General features: G+C 74.4%; 20 protein-coding genes. 10 read left to right on the top strand and 10 right to left on the bottom strand.

Translation table 11 applies throughout. The annotated features are described in order from the left end of the window. Positions 1-8: 8 nt before the first annotated feature. Positions 9-1718, top strand: coding sequence for a glycosyltransferase family A protein (locus DNK53_RS04535; protein ID WP_110181048.1), 1710 nt, complete (start codon positions 9-11; stop codon positions 1716-1718). Here DNK53_RS04535 and DNK53_RS04530 read toward each other — a convergent pair. Further along, positions 1690-2244, bottom strand: a complete 555-nt coding sequence (locus DNK53_RS04530) for a GrpB family protein (protein ID WP_110181047.1) — start codon at positions 2242-2244, stop codon at positions 1690-1692. The two genes, DNK53_RS04535 and DNK53_RS04530, sit on opposite strands and share 29 nt — an antisense overlap. Positions 2245-2303: 59 nt before the next feature. Between DNK53_RS04530 and DNK53_RS04525 the strand changes: the two genes are divergently transcribed. From DNK53_RS04525 to DNK53_RS04495, 7 genes are all read left to right on the top strand, one after another. Further along, complete coding sequence (locus DNK53_RS04525; RefSeq protein WP_110181046.1) at positions 2304-3821, top strand: molybdopterin-dependent oxidoreductase; 1518 nt, start codon at positions 2304-2306, stop codon at positions 3819-3821. A gap of 97 nt (positions 3822-3918) precedes the next feature. Continuing rightward, complete coding sequence (locus tag DNK53_RS04520) at positions 3919-4602, top strand: fasciclin domain-containing protein (protein WP_110181045.1); 684 nt, start codon at positions 3919-3921, stop codon at positions 4600-4602. A gap of 34 nt (positions 4603-4636) precedes the next feature. After that, entirely contained in the window at positions 4637-5227 is a 591-nt protein-coding gene (gene sigK, locus DNK53_RS04515; protein ID WP_110181412.1) for an ECF RNA polymerase sigma factor SigK, read from the top strand. After that, complete coding sequence (locus DNK53_RS04510) at positions 5224-5943, top strand: anti-sigma factor (protein WP_110181044.1); 720 nt, start codon at positions 5224-5226, stop codon at positions 5941-5943. Before sigK ends, DNK53_RS04510 begins: the two co-directional genes overlap by 4 nt. Further along, positions 5943-6530 carry a protein-L-isoaspartate O-methyltransferase family protein gene (locus DNK53_RS04505; protein ID WP_110181043.1) on the top strand — a complete coding sequence of 196 codons (588 nt, stop codon included), beginning with the start codon at positions 5943-5945 and terminating at the stop codon, positions 6528-6530. The genes DNK53_RS04510 and DNK53_RS04505 overlap by 1 nt, the downstream gene beginning before the upstream one ends. Positions 6531-6640: 110 nt before the next feature. Continuing rightward, the gene (locus DNK53_RS04500; protein ID WP_110181042.1) at positions 6641-7261 is read left to right on the top strand and encodes a sigma-70 family RNA polymerase sigma factor; all 621 of its coding nucleotides are present in this window, start codon (positions 6641-6643) and stop codon (positions 7259-7261) included. Continuing rightward, positions 7258-7566, top strand: coding sequence for a zf-HC2 domain-containing protein (locus DNK53_RS04495; protein WP_110181041.1), 309 nt, complete (start codon positions 7258-7260; stop codon positions 7564-7566). The genes DNK53_RS04500 and DNK53_RS04495 overlap by 4 nt, the downstream gene beginning before the upstream one ends. A 123-nt stretch (positions 7567-7689) precedes the next feature. Here the strand turns inward: DNK53_RS04495 and DNK53_RS04490 are convergent, their stop codons facing one another. The 8 genes from DNK53_RS04490 to DNK53_RS04455 all read right to left on the bottom strand — a co-directional run bounded on the left by DNK53_RS04490 (position 7690) and on the right by DNK53_RS04455 (position 18402). Beyond that, positions 7690-8856 carry an acyl-CoA dehydrogenase family protein gene (locus DNK53_RS04490; protein ID WP_110181040.1) on the bottom strand — a complete coding sequence of 389 codons (1167 nt, stop codon included), beginning with the start codon at positions 8854-8856 and terminating at the stop codon, positions 7690-7692. Beyond that, on the bottom strand, positions 8853-10859 hold the full coding sequence (locus DNK53_RS04485) for an ATP-binding protein (RefSeq protein WP_110181039.1): 2007 nt from the start codon (positions 10857-10859) through the stop codon (positions 8853-8855). The genes DNK53_RS04490 and DNK53_RS04485 overlap by 4 nt, the downstream gene beginning before the upstream one ends. Before the next feature lie 11 nt (positions 10860-10870). Beyond that, positions 10871-12475: an acyl-CoA carboxylase subunit beta gene (locus DNK53_RS04480; RefSeq protein ID WP_110181038.1), complete on the bottom strand. Its 1605-nt coding sequence runs from the start codon at positions 12473-12475 to the stop codon at positions 10871-10873. Next, positions 12472-13653, bottom strand: a complete 1182-nt coding sequence (locus DNK53_RS04475; RefSeq protein WP_275425730.1) for an acyl-CoA dehydrogenase family protein — start codon at positions 13651-13653, stop codon at positions 12472-12474. The genes DNK53_RS04480 and DNK53_RS04475 overlap by 4 nt, the downstream gene beginning before the upstream one ends. After that, entirely contained in the window at positions 13650-15506 is a 1857-nt protein-coding gene (locus DNK53_RS04470; protein ID WP_204163735.1) for an acyclic terpene utilization AtuA family protein, read from the bottom strand. Before DNK53_RS04470 ends, DNK53_RS04475 begins: the two co-directional genes overlap by 4 nt. Next, positions 15503-16279, bottom strand: a complete 777-nt coding sequence (locus DNK53_RS04465) for a TIGR03084 family metal-binding protein (RefSeq protein WP_110181036.1) — start codon at positions 16277-16279, stop codon at positions 15503-15505. The genes DNK53_RS04470 and DNK53_RS04465 overlap by 4 nt, the downstream gene beginning before the upstream one ends. Before the next feature lie 3 nt (positions 16280-16282). Then, positions 16283-16921 (bottom strand): TetR/AcrR family transcriptional regulator, encoded by a 639-nt coding sequence (locus DNK53_RS04460; protein ID WP_239456349.1) that lies wholly within the window; start codon positions 16919-16921, stop codon positions 16283-16285. Positions 16922-17007: 86 nt separating this feature from the next. Further along, positions 17008-18402, bottom strand: a complete 1395-nt coding sequence (locus DNK53_RS04455) for an HNH endonuclease (protein ID WP_162599776.1) — start codon at positions 18400-18402, stop codon at positions 17008-17010. A gap of 139 nt (positions 18403-18541) precedes the next feature. Here DNK53_RS04455 and DNK53_RS04450 point away from each other — a divergent pair, with 139 nt between their 5' ends. Continuing rightward, positions 18542-19999 (top strand): M1 family metallopeptidase, encoded by a 1458-nt coding sequence (locus DNK53_RS04450; RefSeq protein WP_110181409.1) that lies wholly within the window; start codon positions 18542-18544, stop codon positions 19997-19999. A 62-nt stretch (positions 20000-20061) separates the two neighbouring features. Next, on the top strand, positions 20062-20412 hold the full coding sequence (locus DNK53_RS04445; RefSeq protein WP_162599775.1) for a hypothetical protein: 351 nt from the start codon (positions 20062-20064) through the stop codon (positions 20410-20412). Here the strand turns inward: DNK53_RS04445 and DNK53_RS04440 are convergent, their stop codons facing one another. Beyond that, positions 20413-21444 (bottom strand): LLM class flavin-dependent oxidoreductase, encoded by a 1032-nt coding sequence (locus DNK53_RS04440; RefSeq protein WP_110181033.1) that lies wholly within the window; start codon positions 21442-21444, stop codon positions 20413-20415. It abuts the gene before it with no gap. Positions 21445-21506: the final 62 nt, after the last annotated feature.

Here is a 21506-nt window from a genome sequence, read left to right as displayed (position 1 = left end):
CCCCGCCCGTGACCCGACCGACCCGCCTCGTCCTGCTGCTGCTGGGGCCCGAGGGCGACGCCCCCGACCTCGCGCCGTGGCAGGAGCAGCTCGCCGGCTCCTCGTACGCCGGCTCCCCGCTGGCCCCCGAGCTGCGGAGCGTGCCGCGTCCCCTGGACGACGAGGGCTGGGCGCCGCGCCTCGTGGAGGAGCTCGGGCTCGCCGAGTTCGACCTCGTGGCGGTCGCCGACGCGCCGTCGGCCCCCGGGCCCGCCGCGGTGGCCCGCCTGCTGGCGGCCCACGACCGTCCCGGCACGGTGGTCGACGGCCGGGCGCTGCCCTTCGAGCCGCGCCACCGGGACGAGGACGAGACCCCGTGCTCGGCCGCGCTCACCCTGCTCGACGCCCGCACCTTCGCCGAGGTGGGCGACGCGTGGACGGTCCCGCTGGAGAAGGCCGGACGCCGGCTGCTGGCGCTCACGGTGCGGGCGGGCGCCCGGCTGCGCCCCGAGGCGGCCGCCACGGTCGTCCGGCGCGTGCGGCTGGACCGCGAGGGCCGCCCCCTGCCGGCGCGGCCCGTCGACGCCACCCCCGTCCCGGCGCCCCGGCCCAGCGGCTCGCTCCACCCCGCGCTGCTGCCCGGCAGCGCGCTGCACGCCTTCCTCGGCACCGCCGGCGTGGATCCCGCCCCGCTGGTGCCGGAGTCCGCCACGGCCCCGGTCGACCGGCCGTTCCTCAGCGTGGTGACGCGGACGGTGGGGACGCGGCTGCGCACCCTCGAGGACGTGCTCGCCTGCCTGGCGGCGCAGACCGACCGGGACTTCGAGCTGCTCCTGGTCTGCCACCGGGCCGAGCCCGACGCGGTCGCGGCGGTCCGCGGCCTGCTCGAGGACCAGCCCGGGTGGCTGCGCGAGCGGGCCCGCGTCCTCGAGGTCGAGCGGCCCGGCCGGGCCGCCCCGCTCAACGACGGCTTCGCCGCGGCGCGCGGCCGCTACGTCGTGATGCTGGACGACGACGACACCGTGCTGGAGCACTGGGTCGAGACCTTCCACCGCGCCGAGGCCGAGGCGGAGGGCCGGATGCTGCGCGCGGTCGCGCTGCTGCAGCCCGTCCGCCGGGACCCGGCCCACGACGAGCCCCTGCCGTGCCCCGTCGAGCCGGCGCGCCTGGAGTGGCCGTGGGAGTTCGACGCCGCCGACCACCTGCGCGGCAACCACACGCCGTGCATGACGGTGGCGTTCCCGCGCGGCCTCTTCGACCCCCTCGCCCTGCGCTTCGACGAGACGCTGGACACCACCGAGGACTGGGACATGGTGGTCCGCGCGGCGTGCGTCGTCGGCGTCCACTCGGTGCCGGAGCTGACCAGCGTCTACCGCTGGTGGGACGCCGGCTCCTCCCGCGAGGCGCACGCGGAGGAGGAGTGGGACGAGGCCAAGGCGCGGATCCTCGCCCGCCTCGACGACCTCGAGCTGCTGGTGCCGGGCTCGGCCTTCGCCGGCGCGCGGGCCGCGATCGAGGCCGCCCGCGCGGAGGCGCACCAGCACCGCGAGCACGCCCAGCAGGTCGCCACCCAGCTGCACGAGGCCAACCTCGGCCTGACCCGCCTGCACGAGGAGAACGAGCAGCTCCGGGCCCGGTTGCGGGCCGCGGACGGCAAGCTGCGCCAGGTCCGCGCCCGGCTGGCGCTGGTCCGGGAGAAGCGCGACGCGCTCAAGGAGCAGGTCGAGCGGGCCCGTTGAGCAGCAGCACCGCGAGCCGCTCCTCCTCGGTGAGGTCGGACTCGGCGAGCACCTTCTGCAGCACCACCGACTTGCCCGCCACGTAGGTCTCGACGTCCATCTCAGGCTGGGCCGCGAGCATTCGCTTGGTGGCGGCGTACTCGTCGCGCAGGTCGTCGCGCGCCCGCAGCACGTCGCGGACGGCGAGGTGGTTGCGGACCGCGAGGGTGCCGGCGAGGCAGACGTAGACGTGCCGCCGCGGCTCCAGGTCGGGGGCCGCGAACGCCTCGCGTCCGGTCACCCCCAGATCGCCCCGGTGCAGGTAGCCGATCCCCTCCAGCGCGTCGACGGCCGCCTCCACGTCGGCGGCGGCCACGACCACGTCGACGTCCAGCACCGGCTTCGCCGCCAGCCCCGGCACCGACGTGGAGCCGACGTGCTCGACGATCGCCGACGGCACGTCGCGCAGCGCCTCCCGGAGCACGGCCGCGAGCTCCTCGAAGGCCTCCGCCCACGCGGGAGTCCACGGCACCACCTCGATCGCCATGCGGGCCAGTCTCCCCGGCGCGACCAATCCGTCCGGCACCGCGGTGACGAACCCTCCCCATGACACCCCCCGTGACGGTCGCGCGCGCCCGCTCCGCCCTGGCCGGCGTCCTGGCGGCCCTGGTCGGCGGCGCGTCCGGCCACCTTGCCGCCGGGCTCACCGACCCGGCCACCTCCCCCGTCCCCGCCGTCGGCTCGACGGTGATCGACCTGACCCCCACCCCGGTCAAGGAGTGGGCGGTCGCGACGTTCGGCACGGCCGACAAGCCCGTCCTGCTCGGCAGCGTGCTGGTGGTGACCCTGCTCCTCGCCGCGGGCGCCGGCCTGGTGGCCCGGCGCCGGCCGGCGCTCGGGACGGCCCTGGTCGTCGGGCTCGCCGCGCTCGCCGGCGCGGCGGCGGTGACCCGCCCCGAGGGAGGTCCGGCGGCCGCCTTCCCCGCCCTGGTGACGGCAGGGGTGGGCGTGCTGGTGCTCCGCCGCCTGGGGCCGCCGCCCACCGCGCCGCAGGCGCCGGCGACCGCCCCGGGGCGGCGCGCCTTCCTGGTCGCCGGCGGGGTCGCGGTGGCGCTCGCGGCGACGGGCCAGTGGCTGGTCCGGACCCGCACGGCGATCGCCGACGTGGTGCTGCCGGCCGCCCGCCGCCCCCTGCCGCCGCTGCCGGCCGGGCTGGAGGGCGAGGTGCCGGGGATCTCGCCGTTCCGCACCCCGGTCGACGACTTCTACCGGATCGACACCCGCCTCGTGCTCCCCGTCGTCGACCTGGACGGGTGGCGCCTGCGGATCGACGGCGACGTCGCCCGCGAGGTCGAGCTCACCTTCGACGACCTGCTCGCGATGCCGATGGTCGAGCGCGACATCACCATGACCTGCGTGAGCAACGAGGTCGGCGGGGGGTACGTCGGCGCCGCCCGCTGGCTGGGCGTCCCGCTGCCGGCGCTGCTGGCGAGGGCGGGCGTGCGCTCCGCGGCCGACACCGGAGCCGACCAGGTGCTCTCCACCGACGTGGACGGATTCACGATCAGCACCCCCCTCGAGGTGGTGCTCGACGGCCGTGAGCCGCTGGTCGCGGTCGGGATGAACGGGGAGCCGCTCCCCCGCCAGCACGGCTTCCCGGCGCGGCTGGTCACGCCGGGCCTCTACGGCTACGTCGGCTCCACCAAGTGGCTGACCCGGCTCACGCTGACCACCTTCGCCGAGCAGGCGGCGTACTGGACCGAGCGCGGCTGGGCGGAGCAGGGGCCGGTCAAGGTCTCCAGCCGGATCGACACCCCGCGCCCCTTCGCCGAGCTCGACGCCGGCCGCACGGTGGTCGGCGGGGTGGCGTGGGCCCAGGGCCGCGGCGTCGCCCGGGTCGAGGTGCGGGTGGACGGCGGCCCGTGGCAGGAGTGCGAGCTGGGCCCCGACGCGGGGGTGGACTACTGGCGCCAGTGGTACCTGCCGTGGGACGCCGAGCCCGGCACCCGGCGGCTGGCCGTCCGGGCCACCACCACCGACGGCGAGGTCCAGACCGAGGTCCGCGCCGCGCCGTTCCCCGACGGGGCCAGCGGCCTGCAGGAGGTCCTCGTCCGGGTCTCCTGAAACTTTTCCCGGATCCGACCAATCCGCTCCCCCCGCGGCCGCGAATCCCCTACGACACCGACCGAGAAGGTCTTCCCCGCAACCGAAGGACGAGATCATGCGCACCACGACCCGACGCACCGCCCGCACCGGGGGCCTGGCCGCCCTGGCCCTCACCCTCTCGCTCGGCCTCGCCGCCTGCGGCGACAGCGACGACGACGCCGACACCACGGCCAACGAGACCACCACCTCCGAGACCCCGGCCGACGAGATGGAGTCGGAGTCGCCGATGGAGTCGCCGAGCGACGACGCGGCCGCCGGCGACCCCGCCGCCGCGGTCTTCGGCGAGGCCTGCAGCGCGCTGCCCGCCGAGGGTGACGGCTCCCTGGGCACCATGGCCGAGCAGCCGGTGGCCACCGCCGCCTCGGGCAACCCGCTCCTGCAGACCCTGGTCACCGCAGTCGGCGAGGCCGACCTGGTCGACACCCTCAACAACGCCGAGGCCCTCACCGTCTTCGCCCCGACGAACGACGCCTTCGCCGAGATCCCGAAGAAGGACCTCAACGCGCTGCTGAAGGACAAGGAGGCGCTGACCCAGGTGCTGACCCACCACGTGGTCGAGGGCCAGCTGGGTCCGGACGAGGTCGGCGGCGAGCACACCACGCTCAACGGCGACACCATCGAGGTCATGGGCGAGGGCGAGATGTGGACCGTCGGCGACGAGGAGGCGGCCGTGCTCTGCGGCAACGTCCCGACCGCCAACGCGACGGTCTACGTCATCGACTCGGTCCTGATGCCCTGATCCGGGTCACCACCCGGGTAGTTCCATGGACGCCATGAGCCACCTCTCGCCCGTCCCCTCCGGTGACCCGGGGGGGACGGGCGACGACCTCGCCGGGCTGCTGCGGCTCTCCGCCCGCGGCGACGAGCAGGCCTTCGCCCGCGTCTACGACGCCACCGCACCGCGCGTGCACGGGCTGGTGCTGCGGGTGCTGCGCGACCCCGCGCAGTCGGAGGAGGTCACGCAGGAGATCTTCCTCGAGGTGTGGCGCACGGCCGCCCGGTACGACGTCTCGCGGGGCTCGGCGCTGGCGTGGCTGATGACCATCGCCCACCGCCGCGCAGTCGACCGGGTGCGGGCCGCGGAGGCCAGCACCCGCCGCGAGGCGACGTACCACGAGCAGAACCAGGAGGTGGCCCACGACGCCACCTCCGACGCGGCGACCGCCGCGCTGGACGCCCACCGGGTCCGGCAGGCGATGGAGTCGCTCACCGAGGTGCAGCGCGAGGCCGTGGGCCTCGCCTTCTTCGGTGGATACACGCACACGGAAGTGGCCAGGTTGCTCGACCTACCGGTCGGCACGGCCAAGACCCGCATCCGGGACGGACTGATCCGGTTGCGCGACCAGATGGGAGTGGCGTCATGAGCGACATCCACGCCCTCTCTGGTGCCTATGCGATCCACGCCGTCGACGAGCTCGAGCAGGCGCAGTTCGAACGGCACCTCGAGGGGTGCCCCGAGTGCCGGGCCGAGGTGGACTCCTTCCGGGAGGCCGCCGCCCTGCTCACCGGGCTGGCACCGGCGGCGCCGCCCGAGGCGCTGCGCGAGCGCGTGCTGGCCGACGCCCGGACGGTGCGGCCGCTGCCGCCGCGCACCGCGCGGCGCACCCGTCGCGGCGCCCGCCCGCGCTGGCTGCCGGCACTCGTCGCCGCCGCGGCCGTCGCGGCGGTGGGGATCGGCGTCGGCGTCGCCGTGTGGCCCCAGGACGACCCCGCCGGGGGCGACGGCACCTCGCGCAGCCTCACCGCCAGCGAGCGGGTGCTCGCCGACACCGGCGCCGACCGCGTCGAGGTCGAGGTGGGCGAGGCGCGGGCCACGCTGGTCCGCTCCCGCGAGGCCGGGCGCGCCGTCCTCGTCACCGAGGCGATGCCGCCGGCCCCCGAGGGCCGCGACTACCAGATCTGGTTCCAGTCGCCCGCCGGCGACATGGTCCCCGCAGGCGTCATGCCCCGCCGCTCCGACCAGACCGTGCTGCTCGAGGGCGACGCCACCGCCGCCACGGCCGTCGGGATCACCGTCGAGCCCGAGGGCGGTTCCGAGGAGCCGTCCGGGGAGCCGATCGTCCTCTTCGAGCTGGGCTGATGGACGCCGTCGACCGGGCGTTCGAGGCGTTCCCCCGGGAGGGGTTCCTGCCGGAGTCGGTCCGCGACCGGGCGTCGTACGACGGACCGCTCGAGATCGGCGCCGGCCAGACCAGCTCGCAGCCGCGGACGGTCGCCGCGATGCTCCGGCTGCTCGACGTGCGGCCCGGGCAGCGGGTCCTCGACGTGGGCTCCGGCTCGGGGTGGACCACCGCGCTGCTGGGCCACCTGGTCGGCCCGACGGGCCGGGTCCGGGGCGTGGAGCTGGTCGACGAGCTCGTGACCCTGGGGCGTCACCACCTCGCGGCGACCGGGCAGCCGTGGACCAGCATCGAGCCCGCCCGCCCGGGCGTGCTCGGGCTGCCCGAGCACGCACCGTACGACCGCGTCCTCGTCTCCGCGATGGCCCACCGGCTCCCCGAGGCGCTGCGGGCGCAGCTGGCCGACGACGGGGTGATGGTGGCCCCGGTCGAGGGGCGGATGCTCCGGGTCACCGCCGATCGGGTCACCGAGCACGGGCAGTACCGCTTCGTCCCCCTGGTGGAGAGCGCCACCGAACCGTCACCCGGCGTGCAACCCAAGATGTAACTCGCTGTCACCGACTGGTCTGGACCGGTCGGGCGGGCCGGTCCTCGAAATGGGTGAATCCCGGGGCCCGAACCCCCATTCGCCCGAGGGGTTCTCCAAGATGGGCGACCATGACGAGGAACCTCCCCACCACCGGGTCGCCGGCCGACCTGTTCGGCCGGGTCGAGTACCTGCTGACGCGGTGCGCCCAGCGCGACGCGCGTTCCCTGGTGCACCTCTACGACCTCACGGCCGGGCGGGTGCTCGGCCTGGTGTCGCGCGTCCTGGGCCCCGGCCCCGAGGCCCACGAGGTCGTGGTGGAGGCCTACGCCGCGCTCTGGCAGGGCGAGGTCGAGATCCCCGAGGGGGCGAGCCTGCCGTGGCTGCTCGGCGTCGCGCATGCCCGGGCGGTCGCCCGCCAGCGGACGCGGGCCCGCGTGCCGGCGCAGCGGAGCGGCGACGCCGAGGTCCGCGCCTTCCCGCCCGACCGCGGCTGGCTCCCCGGGCTGGAGGAGGACGAGCGCGAGGCGCTCGCCGAGGTCTACCTGCGGGGTCACGCGGTGGGGGTCGCCGACCAGCGGCTCGGCTGGGCGCCGGGCACCGCGGTCAGCACGCTGCACCGCGCGATGCTCCACCTGGCGCAGCTGCACAACGGGACCCGGGAGGGGACCCCGGACGGTGACCGGCACGCCGCGGGGGTGCGTGCCGGCCACCCCGACGGACAGCACGACCAGCGCGAGGTGCTCGCATGAGCGCGGCGACCAGCCCGGTCCACGACATGTCGGTCGCCTACGCCCTCGAGGGGCTGGAGGGGATCGAGCGGCTGCGGTTCGAGGGCCACCTCGTGCAGTGCGCCGAGTGCCGGGGCGACGTGGAGGACGTCCGCGACGCGGCCGAGCTGCTCTCGGTCGGGATCGAGCTCGCCCCGCCGGCCTCCCTGCGCACGCAGGTCGAGGACCTCACCAGGCTCCCGGTGGCAGCTGCCGCGGCGACCGAGGACACCCCCGGCGAGTCGCCGGCGCCCGCACGGCGCCGTCGCTGGTTCGGCGGGGGGTAGGCGGCGGCGCGTCCGGGGATCCACTGGTCCGGCCCCGGCCCCGCCGCCGCCCACGACGAAGGGCCCGCAGCCGACCACCGGCTGCGGGCCCTTCGCTGTGCGAGCCCCGGGAGGGGGTGGGCGTCAGTAGGACTTCGGCAGGCCCAGGGAGTGCATGGCCACGAAGTTGAGGATCATCTCGCGGCTCACCGGGGCGATCCGGCCCAGCCGCGCGGCGACCATCATGTTGGCCAGGCCGTACTCCACCGTCAGGCCGTTGCCGCCGTGGGTGTGCACCGCGATGTCGGTCGCGTTGCAGGCGATCTCGCCGCCGGCGTACTTCGCCATGTTGGCGTACTCGCCGGCGCCGAAGTCGTCGCCCGCGTCGTACATGGCGGCCGCCTTCTGCCACAGCAGGCGGGCCTGCTCCAGCTCGATCTTCGCCTTGGCGAGCGGGTGCGCGATGCCCTGGTGGGCGCCGATCGGCGCCTTCCAGACGGTGCGGGTCTTCGCGTACTCCACGGCACGGTCGATGGCGAACTTCGCCATGCCGCAGGAGAACGCCGCGCCCATGATCCGCTCGGGGTTGAGCCCGGCGAAGAGCTGCACCAGGCCGGCGTCCTCGTCGCCGACGAGCGCGTCGGCCGGCAGCCGGACGTCGTCGATGAAGAGGGTGAACTGCTTCTCGGGCGCCGACCAGGCCATCGGGATGACCTGCTTGCCGAACCCCTCGGCGTCGGTGGGCACGACGAAGAGCGCCGGCTTCAGCTTGCCGGTCTTCGCGTCCTCGGTGCGGGCGACGATGAGGACCAGCTGGGCCTCGTCGACCCCGGAGATGTAGGTCTTCTGGCCCTTGAGCACCCACTCGTCGCCGTCGCGGCGCGCGGTGGTGGTGATGTTGTGGGAGTTGGAGCCGGCGTCGGCCTCGGTGATGCCGAAGGCCATGGTGATGGTGCCGTCGGCGATGCCGGGCAGCCAGCGCTGCTTCTGCTCGTCGGTGCCGTAGCGGCCGATGATCGAGCCGCAGATCGCCTGGCTGACGACCATCATGAGCAGCGGGGCACCCTGGCCGGCCGCCTCCTCGAGCACCGCGGCCAGGTCGGACATGCCGCCCCCGCCGCCGCCGTACTCCTCGGCGATGTTGACGCCGAGGAAGCCGTTGCGGCCCATCTCGAGCCACAGCTCGGTGGTCTTGCCGCCCTCGGCGGCCTGCTTCTCGACGTACTCCCGGCCGTACTTGCCGGCCAGCTTGGCGACGGCCTCGCGCAGCGCCAGGCGCTCCTCGGGCTCGGTGAACGGGTTCGCGCTCATGCCTCTGCTCCCTCTCCCTCGACGACCGCGAGGACGTCACCGGCGCCGACCTGGCTGCCGGGCTTCACGTTGATCCCGGTCACCACGCCGTCGGTCGGCGCGGTGATCGTGTGCTGCATCTTCATGGCCTCCATCACCAGGACGGTCTGGCCGGCGGTGACCTGCTGGCCCTCCTCGACCGACACCGAGATGACGCTGCCCGGCATCGGCGCGAGCAGCGAACCGGTCGCGACCTGGTCGGCCGGGTCGACGAACCGCGGCACCTTGGTCAGCCTCACGTAGCCGGCCGGGGAGTCCACGTGGACCACCGGGGCGGCGAGGTCGGAGGCGTCGACGATGACGTCGTACCGGACCGCGACGCCGTCGTGCTCCAGCGTCACCTGGGTCGGCGAGGCGGCCAGGACCGTGCCGACCTCCGACGTGTAGCCGTCGCGACCGCCGTACCACTCGACGCGCACCGGCGTCTCGCGACCGTCGAGCGCCAGCTCGGTGACCTGCGGCGCGGAGACGACGTTGCGCCACCCCACCGGGATCCCGCGCTGGACGGTGCGCGCCTCGCGGGCCCGCTCCATCAGGGCGACGGTCGCCGCGAACGCCGACCGCTCCACCAGCGTCTCGTCGACGCCGGCCGCGCGGGAGGCGAGCTGCTGGGTCTCGAAGAAGTCGGTGGCGACGTCGCCGGCCACGAAGACCGGGTGGCGCAGCACCTCGACGAGCAGGTCGCGGTTGGTCGTGAGGCCGTGGACCTTCGCCCGGGCCAGCGCGCCGGCGAGCTGGCGCAGCGCCTGCTCGCGGGTCGGCGCGTGGACGATCACCTTGGCGAGCATGGCGTCGTAGTGGGTGCCCACCTCGGAGCCGGCGACGAAGCCGGTGTCGAGGCGGAGCCCGTACGGGCGGGGGTTGGCGAACTCGACCTGCACGCCCGGGACCTCGAAGGCGCCCAGCGTGCCCGACTGCGGCTGCCAGTCGGCGGCCGGGTCCTCGGCGTAGAGGCGCACCTCGACGGCGTGGCCGCGCGGCTCGCCGGGGAGGAACGGGGTGACCTCGCGCCCCTCGGCGACCGCGATCTGCGCCTCGACCAGGTCGACGCCGAAGATCGCCTCGGAGACCGGGTGCTCGACCTGGAGGCGGGTGTTCATCTCCAGGAACCAGAACCGGGTCGGGTCATGTGCGTCGACGAGGAACTCGACCGTGCCGGCACCGACGTAGTCGATCGCGGCGGCGGCGTTGCGGGCCGCCTCGTGCAGCGCGGCCCGGGTCTCGTCGGAGAGCCCGGGGGCCGGCGCCTCCTCGACGACCTTCTGGTGACGGCGCTGGATCGAGCAGTCGCGCTCGCCGAAGACCGCGACGGTGCCGGCGTGGTCGCCCACGACCTGCACCTCGACGTGGCGGCCGTGCTCGACGTACGGCTCGACGAAGACGGTGCCGTCGCCGAACGCCGACGCCGCCTCGGCGGAGGCCTTCTCGACCTCCGAGGGGAGGTCGGCGAGGTCGCGGACGATCCGCATGCCGCGGCCGCCGCCGCCGGCCGACGCCTTGACCAGCAGCGGCAGGTCGGCGTCGGTGGCGGTGGTGCCGAGGTCGGCGAGCACGGGGACGCCGGCGGACTCCATCAGCTTCTTGGACTCGATCTTGGAGCCCATCGAGACGATCGACTCCGGGGCGGGGCCGATCCAGGCGATCCCGGCGTCGACCACGGCGCGGGCGAAGTCGGCGTTCTCCGACAGGAAGCCGTAGCCGGGGTGGATCGCGTCGGCACCCGTCCTGCGGGCGGCCTCGATGACGAGGTCGGCGCGGAGGTAGGTCTCCGCGGGGGTGTTGCCCGGCAGCCGGACCGCCTGGTCGGCCTCGGCCACGAAGGGCAGGCCGGCGTCGGCGTCGGAGTGCACTGCGACCGTCTCGATGCCGAGGCGGCGGGCGGTGGTGAAGACCCGGCGGGCGATCTCGCCGCGGTTGGCGACGAGGATGCGGGTGATCGTGCGGGGGGTGGTGGTGTCGCTCATGGGTTTTTCACTCACATCCTGAAGACGCCGAAGCGGTCGGTGCCCTCGGTGGGGACGGTGTCGATGGCGGAGAAGGCGATGCCGAGCACGGTGCGGGTGTCGCGCGGGTCGATGACGCCGTCGTCGTAGAGCATCCCGCTCAGGACGTAGGGCAGCGACTGCTCCTCCACCATCTGCTCGACGAAGGCCCGCATGCCGGCGTCGGCCTCCTCGTCGAAGGGCTTGCCCTTCGCCTCGGCCGCGGCGCGGGAGACGATCGAGAGGACGCCGGCCAGCTGCTGCGGGCCCATGACCGCCGACTTCGCGTTGGGCCAGGTGAAGAGGAAGCGCGGGTCGTAGGCGCGCCCGTTCATCCCGTAGTTGCCGGCGCCGTAGGAGGAGCCGATCAGCACCGAGATGTGCGGCACGGTCGAGTTGGAGACCGCGTTGATCATCGCCGCGCCGTGCTTGATGATGCCACCCTGCTCGTACTCCTTGCCGACCATGTAGCCGGTGGTGTTGTGCAGGAAGAGCAGCGGGGTGTTCTTGGCGTTGGCGAGCTGGATGAACTGCGTCGCCTTCTGCGCCTCCTCGGAGAAGAGCACGCCCTGGGCGTTGGCCAGGATGCCGATCTCGCGGCCGTGCAGCCGGGCCCAGCCGGTGACGAGCGAGGAGCCGTAGAGCGGCTTGAACTCGTCGAAGGGCACCTCGTTGCCGGGGCTCACGCCGTCGACGATGCGGACGATCACGTCGCGCGGGTCGAAGGGCTCCTTGAGGTCGGTCGGGATCAGGTCGAGCAGCGTCTCGGGGTCGTACGCCGGCTCGGCGTACGTGCGCTCGCCCTCCGGGCGGGCCTTCCTCCAGTTGAGCCGGGCGACGATGCGGCGGCCCAGGCGGATCGCGTCGCGCTCGTCCTCGGCGAGGTAGTCGGCGAGGCCGGAGATCCGGGCGTGCATCTCGGCGCCGCCCAGCTCCTCGTCGTCGGTCTCCTCGCCGGTGGCCATCTTGACCAGCGGCGGGCCGGCCAGGAAGACCTTCGCCTGCTCCTTGACCATCACGGTGTAGTCGGACAGGCCCGGGACGTAGGCGCCGCCGGCGGTCGAGTTGCCGAAGACCAGCGCGATGGTCGGCTGGCGGCGTCCGGAGGCGCGGGCGAGGTCGCGGAAGATCTTGCCGCCCGGGATGAAGATCTCCTTCTGCGTCGGCAGGTCGGCGCCGGCCGACTCCACCAGCGAGATCTGCGGGAGGTTGTTCTCCTCGGCGATCTGCGCGGCGCGGAAGGTCTTCTTCAGCGTCCAGGGGTTCGACGCGCCGCCCTTCACGGTCGGGTCGTTGGCGCTGATCATGCACTCGACACCCTCGACGACGCCGATGCCGCAGACGGTCGAGGCGCCGACGGTGAAGTCGGAGCCGTAGCCCGCGAGCGGGCTCAGCTCGAGGAACGCGGTGCCCTCGTCGATGAGCAGCTCGATCCGCTCCCGCGGCAGCAGCTTGCCCCGCTCGTGGTGGCGCGCGACGTACTTCTCGCCGCCGCCGGCGACGGCCTTGGCGTGCTGCGCGTCGAGGTCGGCGAGCTTGTCCAGGAGGTGCGCGCGGCGCTTCTCCTCGGTCGTGGGCTCAGTGGTCGTCTCGGTCATTTCGTGTATCCCAACAGCTTGGCGGCAAGGTCGGTGAGGACTTCGGTGGCACCGCCACCGATCGGCAGCAGCCGGGCGTCGCGGTAGTGCCGCTCCACCTCGGTGCCGTGCATGTAGCCGGCCCCGCCGTGCAGCTGCACGGCCTGGTCGGTCACGTGGGTGGCGGTGTTGCAGGCGGTCTCCTTCGCCATGCACGCGGCGGCGATGACGGCCTCGTTCGGCCCGCCCGCGGCGACGTACTGCTCGGCGATCGCGTGGGTGTAGGCCTTGGCGGCCTCGACCTGGCGGCGCATCTCGACCAGCTTGTGGCGGACCACCTGGCGCTTGATCAGCGGCTCCCCGAACGTCGTCCGCTCGCGGCAGTGGTCGACCGTGAGCGCGAGCGAGCGCTCGGCGATCGCGTAGCCGTGGATGGCCAGCGCCATCCGCTCGACGACGAACTGCTCGGCGATGTACCAGAAGCCGGCGTTCTCCTCGCCGACCAGGTTGGTCACCGGCACCCGGACGTCGACGTAGCTGAGCTCGGCGGTGTCGGAGCAGTGCCAGCCCATCTTGGCCAGCCTGCGGTCGACGGTGAAGCCGGGGGTGTCGGTCGGCACGACGACGAGCGAGACGCCGCCCGCGCCCGGGCCCCCGGTGCGGACCGCGGTGGTGACGAAGTCGGCGCGGGTGCCCGAGGTGATGAAGGTCTTCGACCCGTTGATGACGTAGTGGTCGCCGTCGCGCACCGCGGTGGTGCGGATGTTGCCGACGTCGGAGCCGCCACCGGGCTCGGTGATCCCGAGCGAGCCGATCAGCTCGCCGGCCAGGGTCGGCCGGACCCACCTGTCGACGAGCTCGGGGCTGCCGTGCGCGGCGAGGTGGGGGCAGGCGATGCCGTGGGTGAACAGCGCCGACATGAGGCCGCTGGAGGCACCCTGGGAGAACATCCCCTCCTGCAGGGCGACGGTGTCGAGCAGGTCGCCGCCGGAGCCGCCGACGGACTCGGGGAAGCTCACCCCGAGCAGGCCCGCCGCGGCGGCCTTGCGGTGCAGCTCGCGGGGCAGCTCGCCCGCGTCCTCCCACGCCTGGTGGTGGGGCGCGATCTCGCGGCGCGTGAACTCCGCCGCCATCTCGCGGAGCGCGGCGCGCTCCTCGGGCGTCGAGCGGACGCTCGACGCTGCGTCTTGCACGGTCACAGCAGGTCTCCTTGGACGTGGACGTGACGGGAGCGGACCCACTCGCCCAGGGCCTTCGCCTGGGGGTCGACGCGGGTGGACGCGGCGACGCCTGGACCGAGCAGGCCGTGGATCAGCACGTTGACGGCCCCGAGCCGGGGCAGGGCGAAGACCTCGACGGTCAGGTCGGCCGCCTCCGGGACGAGCTCCTTGACGCGCTCGGGGGTGATGAACTTGGTGAGCCAGGTGACGCGGGCGGCGTACTTCTCCTCGTCGACCCCCTCGCCGGTCGAGCCGGTCGAGACCCCGTCGCGGGCGACCCAGAGGCCGAGGTTGGCGTTGCCGCCCTTGTCGCCGGAGCGGGCGTGCACGAAGGTGCCGAGCGGCACCTTGCGGGTCACGGTGTCGGCGGGCGCCTCGAACGGGCTCGGGCGGAGGCCGGCGGACGGCACCGCGGCGAGCTCCTCAGGCGTCAGGTACGCCGTCGGGTCGGCGACGACCTCGCGCCGGCCGTCGGCGTGCACGACGGTGTGCTCGACGTGGGCCCGGTCGACGTACTCGGGACGGTAGATCCCGTACGGCGTCGCCGGTCCGGGCGGAGCCATCAGGGTGAGGCCCGGGAAGGAGCCGAGCGCGACCTCGACCGCCGGGGCGGTGAAGCCCTTGCCGGCGACCTTGGGGTCGGGGTCGAGCGCGGTCACCCGGAGCACGCAGGAGGCGAGCTCCTGGGAGGCGGGGTCCTCGACCGGCGGGGCCGAGCGGGACCACGCGACGGTGGCCGGGGCGCGGTCGCCCCACGCGGCCGTCATCTGCTCCCGGACCCAGGCGGCCTTGGCGTCGATGTCGAGCCCGGTGAGCAGGATCTCGAAGCTGTTGCGCCAGCCGCCGAGCTCGTTGACGCAGACCTTGAGGGTGGCCGGCGGGGCCTCCCCGCGCACGCCGGAGATGGCGACCCGGTCGGGGCCGACCTGGGTCAGCTCGACGCTGTCGAGCCGGGTGGTGACGTCGGGGTTGAGGTAGGTCGCGGACTGGATCTCGTAGACCATCTGGGCCGTGACCGTGTCGACGGTGACCGCGCCGCCGGTGCCGGCGTGCTTGGTGATCACCGACGAGCCGTCGGCGGCGATCTCGGCCAGCGGGAAGCCGAGCGAGAGCGGCCAGACCGTCTCGCCGCCCGAGCCGCCCCTCTCGCCGGCCGAGCCTGTCGAGGCCAGCGCCTTGAAGCCGGAGAAGTTGCCCCCGGTCGCGTGGGTGCCGCACTCGATGACGTGGCCGGCAACGACCGCGCCCGCGAGCTCGTCGTGCTGCTCCGGCGTCCAGCCGAAGTGGTGCGCCGCGGCGCCGACGACCAGCGAGGCGTCCGTGACCCGCCCCGTGACGACGACGTCTGCCCCGCCGGCCAGGGCGGCGGCGATGCCGAAGCCGCCCAGGTAGGCGTTGGCCGTCAGCGCGTTCGTGAGGCCGAGCTCGGCCGCCTTGGGGCGCAGGTCGTCGCCCTCGACATGGGCGATCCTCGCGTCCAGGCCGAGGCCGGCCGCGACCTCGCGGAGCTTCTCGGCCAGGCCGGCGGGGTTGAGCCCGCCGGCGTTGGTCACGATCCTCACGCCCTTCTCCAGGGCCAGGCCCAGGCACTCCTCGACCTGGCGGACGAAGGTGCGCGCGTAGCCGAGGCTCGGGTCCTTCATCGTGTCCTTGCCGAGGATCAGCATGGTCAGCTCGGCGAGGTAGTCGCCGGTCAGGTAGTCCAGGTCGCCGTCCTCCAGCATCTCGCGCATCGCCGAGAGGCGGTCGCCGTAGAAGCCGGAGCAGTTGCCGATCCGGACCACTCCGGTGGTTGAGGAGCGAGCGCCGGCGAGCGTCTCGAAACCACTCATCGCGGCGCCCTCCCCTCGCCGGCGGGGCCCGCGAAGCACTGGGCGATGTCCAGCCACCGGTCGGCGTCCGCGCCGGTGGCGACCAGGGCCGTGTCGGCGCGGTGGACGCGCTGGGTGGCCAGCAGGCAGAGGTCGTACGCCGGGCCGGTGACGCGCTGCGCGGCGTCCTCGGGGCCGTAGGTCCAGGCCTCGCCGCTCGGGGAGACCAGCTCGACGCGGAACTCCTCGGCCGGCTTCTCCAGCCCGTTCTGGGCGAAGGAGTAGTTGCGGGTGCGGACCGCCAGGTGGGCGACGTGCCGGATCCGGTCGGTGGGCTCGGCCTCGGCCCCCAGCGCCTCGTGGACGTCGAGCGAGTGCGCCCAGGTCTCCATGAGGCGGGCGGTGGCCATCGACGTCGGCGACATCGGCGGGCCGAACCACGGCAGCTTCTCCCCCTCGGGGAAGTCGCGCAGGGTCTGCACCAGCGCGGCGCGGGCGGTCCGCCAGCGGGCGAGCAGCTCGGCGGGGTCGACGGCGCCGCCGGTCAGGGCCATCTCGTCGACGTACCCCTCGGGGTTGCCGATCGCGCCCATCACCTCGGCGTCCCAGGCCGCCTTGTCGGTGGCGGCCTTGACCGCCACCTCGTCGGTCCACGCGAGGTGGGCGACCTGGGTGGCCACGTCCCAGCCCGCGGCCGGCGTGGGGGTTCGCCACTGCTCGGGGGCGAGCGGGGCGACCAGGACTTCGAGCCGGTCGCCTTCCGCGGTGAGGTCGGCCAGGACGTCGTCCAGCAAGGGTCAGGCTCCTTCGTGCGGGGGTGCGGGGGTGGGGGTGGTGGCCAGCGCGGCGTCGAGGGTCAGCGCCCACCGGTCGAGGATCCGCTCGCGGCGACGGGTGTCGTCGGAGAAGGTGTTGGCCAGGCCGAGGCCGCGGAGCAGGTCGAGGGTGGCCTGGACGAGCTCGCGGGTCCCGGACGCGTTGCCGTCGACACCGAGCGCGGCCGCGGTCAGGTGGTGGGTCTCCCGGCTGACCCGCTGCTCGAGCGGCTGGACGGCGGCGAGCAGCTGGACGTCGCTGCGCGCGGCCACCCACAGCTCGAGCGCCGCGGTGAAGACCGGGCTGGTGAAGTGGTCCGACAGCGTGCCCAGGACGGCTCGGGTGCCGTGCTCGCGGCGCGCGTCCTCCCCCAGCACGGCGGCCAGCTCGGCGCCCCGCTTGGCGGTGAGGTGCTCGACCGCCGCGACGACCAGGTCGTTCTTGGTCGGGAAGTGGTGCAGCTGTGCGCCCCGGGAGACGCCCGCGCGCTTGGAGACCAGGGTGGTCGAGGTGGCCGCGAAGCCGTACTCCACCAGGCAGTCGATCGTCGCTTCGAGGAGGCGCGCACGCATGACGCGGGTCCGCTCCTCCTGGGGCACACGGGTCGGCTGGCTGCTCACGGGCACATCCTGCGTCAGGAACTAACAAACAGTCAAGCCTGACTTTAACTGGCGCTCGACATCCCGTCCGCGCCGCGCGCGCCTGCTCAGGAGGCCAGCGGCGTGTGCCGGCTGGTGTAGGTGGCCCCGGTCGGGGTGGTGACGTGGGTCCGGCCCCCGATCCCGACCCAGTGGGACCAGCCCGGCGCCTCCTTGACCTGGTTGCACGCCTCGCACAGCCCCTGCCCGTTCGCCTCGCTGGTCGGGCCACCCTCGGCGGCGGGATCGACGTGGTCGACGTGCTTGGCCGGGGCGTCGCACCACGGGGTGCGACAGGTGCCGCCGTCGCGAATCCTGATCAACCTCGCCAGCAGCCCGGTGAAGGTGCGGTTCGAGCTCTCCATCGCCACCAGCCGCCCGTCCACCCGGTCGGCGAACACCCGCCGCACCGCCGCCACCCCAGCCTCCGCAGCCTGGGTGAACAGGTCCCGGCAGATCCCCGCCGGCACCACCGCTCCCCCCGCGCTGCCGAGGATCCAGCCCGGCTCCGCCGGTGCACCCGGCTGACCGAGCAGGCCCGTGGCCGGGACCACCAGGTGCAGCTCCACCGGCACCGGTGCCGTCGGGTCGACCCCCGTCACCCGGGCCACCAGGGTGTCGGCCCGCACCTGGTCACCGCTGCGTGCGTCGCCTTCGTTGCGGGCGGTCGCGGCCGCCGCACCCAGGGCCGCCATGACGTGGGCATAGTGCTCGGCCTTCACCACCGCGGTGATCCGACCCGTCCCATCACCCAGCAACCTGCCGCTCACCCGACGCCGCGCCCGAGCCCGCTCCCGGCGCCGCGCCACCTCGGTCGAGTCGTGGCGCAGCGCGAGTCTCTGCACCAACCGGCGCAGCGCCTCCGTCCCCAGTCCCGCGACCTGACCCTCCCCGGTCGGGTCGTCCCACCGGGGGTTGCCCTGGTCGTCGATCCCGTCGGGCGGCCCCACCGGCGTGGTCAGCTCCGCATCCACCGCCCGCCGGTCCTCCGCGGTCAGGTCCGCGGTCTCCCGGACGATCACCATCGCCCGCTCCTCGGTCAGCACACCCCGCCCCAGCGCCTCCAACGTCCGCGGCAGGTCGGCCACCAACGCCGACGCAGCCGACACCCACGCCCTGCCACGCGCCGGCGACTCCCGCCTGGTCAGCCCCACCTGGGCGGCCACCACCGCCACCGGAGCAGGGCCACGCCCAGACACCGCACCAGCCCGGCGAGCCTCCTCGGCACACTCCTCCAGCCGCCGCACCTCCGCGGCGGCGTACGCCGCCGTGGCACGCACCTGCGCCGCCGCCAACGCCGCCTTCATCGCCTCCAGCACCTCCACCTGCGCCAGACACGCCCGCGGATCCACCTCCGGCACCACGTTCGACGCCAGCTCGGCCACCAACCCCTCCAGCTCGGCGACCGACCAGGCCGCCGCCCCGGGCCCCGTGGGGCCACTCGCTTCCCCCGTCTCGATCATGTGTTCGAGAATAGTCAGCACCGCCGACAGTCCTCGTGTCTCGCAGGAGCACGCGTCCGACTGTCACCCGAGTCTCGCGCTCCACACCCTCCCCTGAATGGGCGGTGCCAACGGGCGCCCGCGGGTCTACAGTCGCCGGATGACGACCCTTCGCCGCTCGGGGCTCGCCGCCGGACTCGTCCTCGGCGCACTCGTCCTTCCCTCCCTCGCGCCCAGCCAGGCAGCGCCCAGTCAGACAGCGCCCAGTGAGACAGCCCCCGAGCGCAGGGCCGTCGGGTCCTCCGGCATCGGCGACCCGTACTTCCCGCTCGCCGGCAACGGCGGCTACGACGTCGAGCACTACGACCTGGCGCTCGACTACACCCCTCCCGCGCCCGAGCCCGCACCGCTGACCGGGCAGCTGCGGGGGGTCGCGCGGATCAAGCTCGTCGCCACCCAGGCGCTGCGCCGGTTCAACCTCGATCTCCGCGGCCTGGAGGCGACCTCGGTGACGGTCGACGGCCGCCCCGCCCGCTTCAGCCAGACCCAGGGCAACGAGCTGGTGGTCACCCCGCGCCGTCCCCTGCGCCGGGGCGCGAAGTCGCGCGTGGTGGTGGAGTACGGCGGCGCGACGGGCCGGCCGACCGACGTCGAGGACGCGCTCTACGGCTGGGTCACCACGCGCGACGGCGCGATGGTCGTGAGCCAGCCCGACGGCTCCGCGACCTGGTTCCCGGTCAACGACCACCCCACCGACAAGGCGACCTACCGGTTCGCGGTCACCGTCCCGAAGGGGCTCACCGCCGTCGCCAACGGCGACCTCGTGGGCTCCCGCACCAGGGGCGGTCAGACCACCTGGACCTGGGACGCCCCCGACCCGATGGCGGCCTACCTGGCCACGGCGACGGTCGGCAACTTCGAGCTGCGGCGCTCGCGGACCCCCTCCGGCGTCCCGCTGCTCGACTTCCTCGACGAGGACCTCCGGCCCGCCGACCGGACCCGCAGCGAGGCGAGCCTCGCCCTCGCCGGCGAGATGGCGACCTTCCTCGAGGCCCTCTTCGGCCCCTACCCGTTCGTCTCCTACGGCGCGATCGTCGACGACGACTCCGTCGGCTACGCGCTGGAGACCCAGACCCGCTCGTTCTTCAGCCGCGTCGCCAGCGAGGGCACGGCCCTGCACGAGCTGGCCCACCAGTGGACCGGCAACCACGTCGGCCCGCGCCGCTGGGCCGACATCTGGCTCAACGAGGGCTGGGCCGAGTACGCGACCTGGATGTGGACCGAGGCCCGCGGCGGCACGACCGCCCAGCAGGCCTACGAGGCGGTTTTCGCCCGCCCGGCCGACGACGAGTTCTGGACCACCGTCGTCTCCGACCCGGGTCCGACGGGGCTCTTCGCCGACGCGATCTACGACCGCGGCGCCGCCACCCTCCACGCGCTGCGGCTCGCGGTGGGCGAGGAGGCGTTCCGCGCGGTCGCCCGCGCCTGGGTGACGACGTACGGCGGCAGGACCGCCGGCACGCGCGACTTCCGGCGGCTCGCGCAGCGGGTCTCCGGCCGCGACCTCGACGCCCTCTTCGACGCCTGGCTCGACACCCCGGCCAAGCCGGCGGCCTGAGCGGGGACAGCAGGGCTGGACACCCCGGTCAGCCGGCCCCCGACCACGCGATGATGGGCCGCGTGAGCGAGGACGAGCGCGGGTTCTGGGGACACTTCGCCCGCGAGCTGCGGACCCCGTCGACCCCGCGACGGAGGCTGGGCCGGCAGTTCCGGCGCGACCTCGCCGGGAACGTCGTGGTCGACGGCGCCTACGTCGCCGTCATGCTCGTGGCGCTCCTGGCTCCCGTCCTCGTCGGCGGGCTGGTGGCCGGCACGCCCGGCGCCCTGGTCGGCTTCCTCGTCGGCGTGGTGGCGACGTACGTCGCGCGCGCGGCGCTGGCCCTCTGGCTCGCCGCCTCGACACTTCGCCTGGGCGCCCGGCTCGCCAGGGACGCGCGCCGGGACGCGGGCCGGGAGGCGCGCCGGGGCTAGTCAGCCGGCGAGCAGGCGCAGCGTCTCCTCGCGCGCGGGGGTCGCGGCGGCCGGCGTGCCGGCGTACGAGCCCGCGACCGGGTGGACCATCACCTCGTCGACCCCGAAGGTCGCGGCCAGCTCGGCGATCCGGGCGCGGGCGCCGGCGGCGTCGTCGATCACCCAGCGGTTCATCATCCCGCGGGCGATCCCCTGCTGGCCCTCGGCGATCTCGACCTGCTCCGCCTCCTCGACCAGCGACTGCGGCGTCAGCGTGCCGCCGGTGACGATCGCCAGCATCTGCAGCACCTGCGGCCGGACCAGCCGGCGCGCCTCCTCCTCGGTCTCCGCGACGCAGGCGTTGACGGTGAGGAAGGTGCGCGGCTCGGCGAAGCGCTCGGAGGGCCGGTACGACGACCGGTAGAGCTCGAGCGCCTCGGCGGTGCCCTGCCCCGAGAAGTGGTGGGCGAAGACGTAGGGCAGGCCCCGCTCGGCGGCCAGCCGGGCGGAGTAGTCCGAGGAGCCGAGCAGCCAGACCGGCGCGGTCGAGGCGGCCTTGGGGGTGGCTCGCAGCGGGTGTCGCCGGCCTGCAACCTCCATCGCGGCGCCGTGCTCGGACATCAGGGTGATGATGTCGTCGACGTAGGTCGGGAACTGCGCGACCGGGTCCTCGCCGCCGCCGGCGCCCATCCGCAGCGCGTAGCGGGTGAGCGGGTCGGTGCCGGGCGCCCGGCCGATGCCGAGGTCGATCCGGTCGGGGTACGCCGCCTCGAGCAGCGCGAACTGCTCGGCCACCACCAGCGGTGAGTGGTTGGGCAGCATGACGCCGCCGCTGCCCACCCGGATCCGCGACGTCGCCGCGGCGACCATCGCGATCAGCAGCGGCGGGTTGGTCGCCGCGACGGCCGGCATGTTGTGGTGCTCGGCCAGCCAGTAGCGGGTGTAGCCCAGCTCGTCGGCGGTCCGGGCCAGCGCCAGCGAGGCGGCGACGGCGTCGCCGGTGGTCTGGTCGCTGCGCACCGGGACCAGGTCGAGGACGGACAGGGCGGGCATGGCGGGAGCGGGCTCGGCGGGGGCAGTCACACCGGGCCAACCCCGTGGGCCCGGTGCGACAT

The sequence above is a fragment of the Nocardioides solisilvae genome (genome assembly GCF_003194625.1).
Classification (GTDB): domain Bacteria; phylum Actinomycetota; class Actinomycetes; order Propionibacteriales; family Nocardioidaceae; genus Nocardioides; species Nocardioides solisilvae.
Note: the sequence above shows the minus strand (reverse complement) of the source record. Positions and strands in the feature narration are given on the sequence as shown.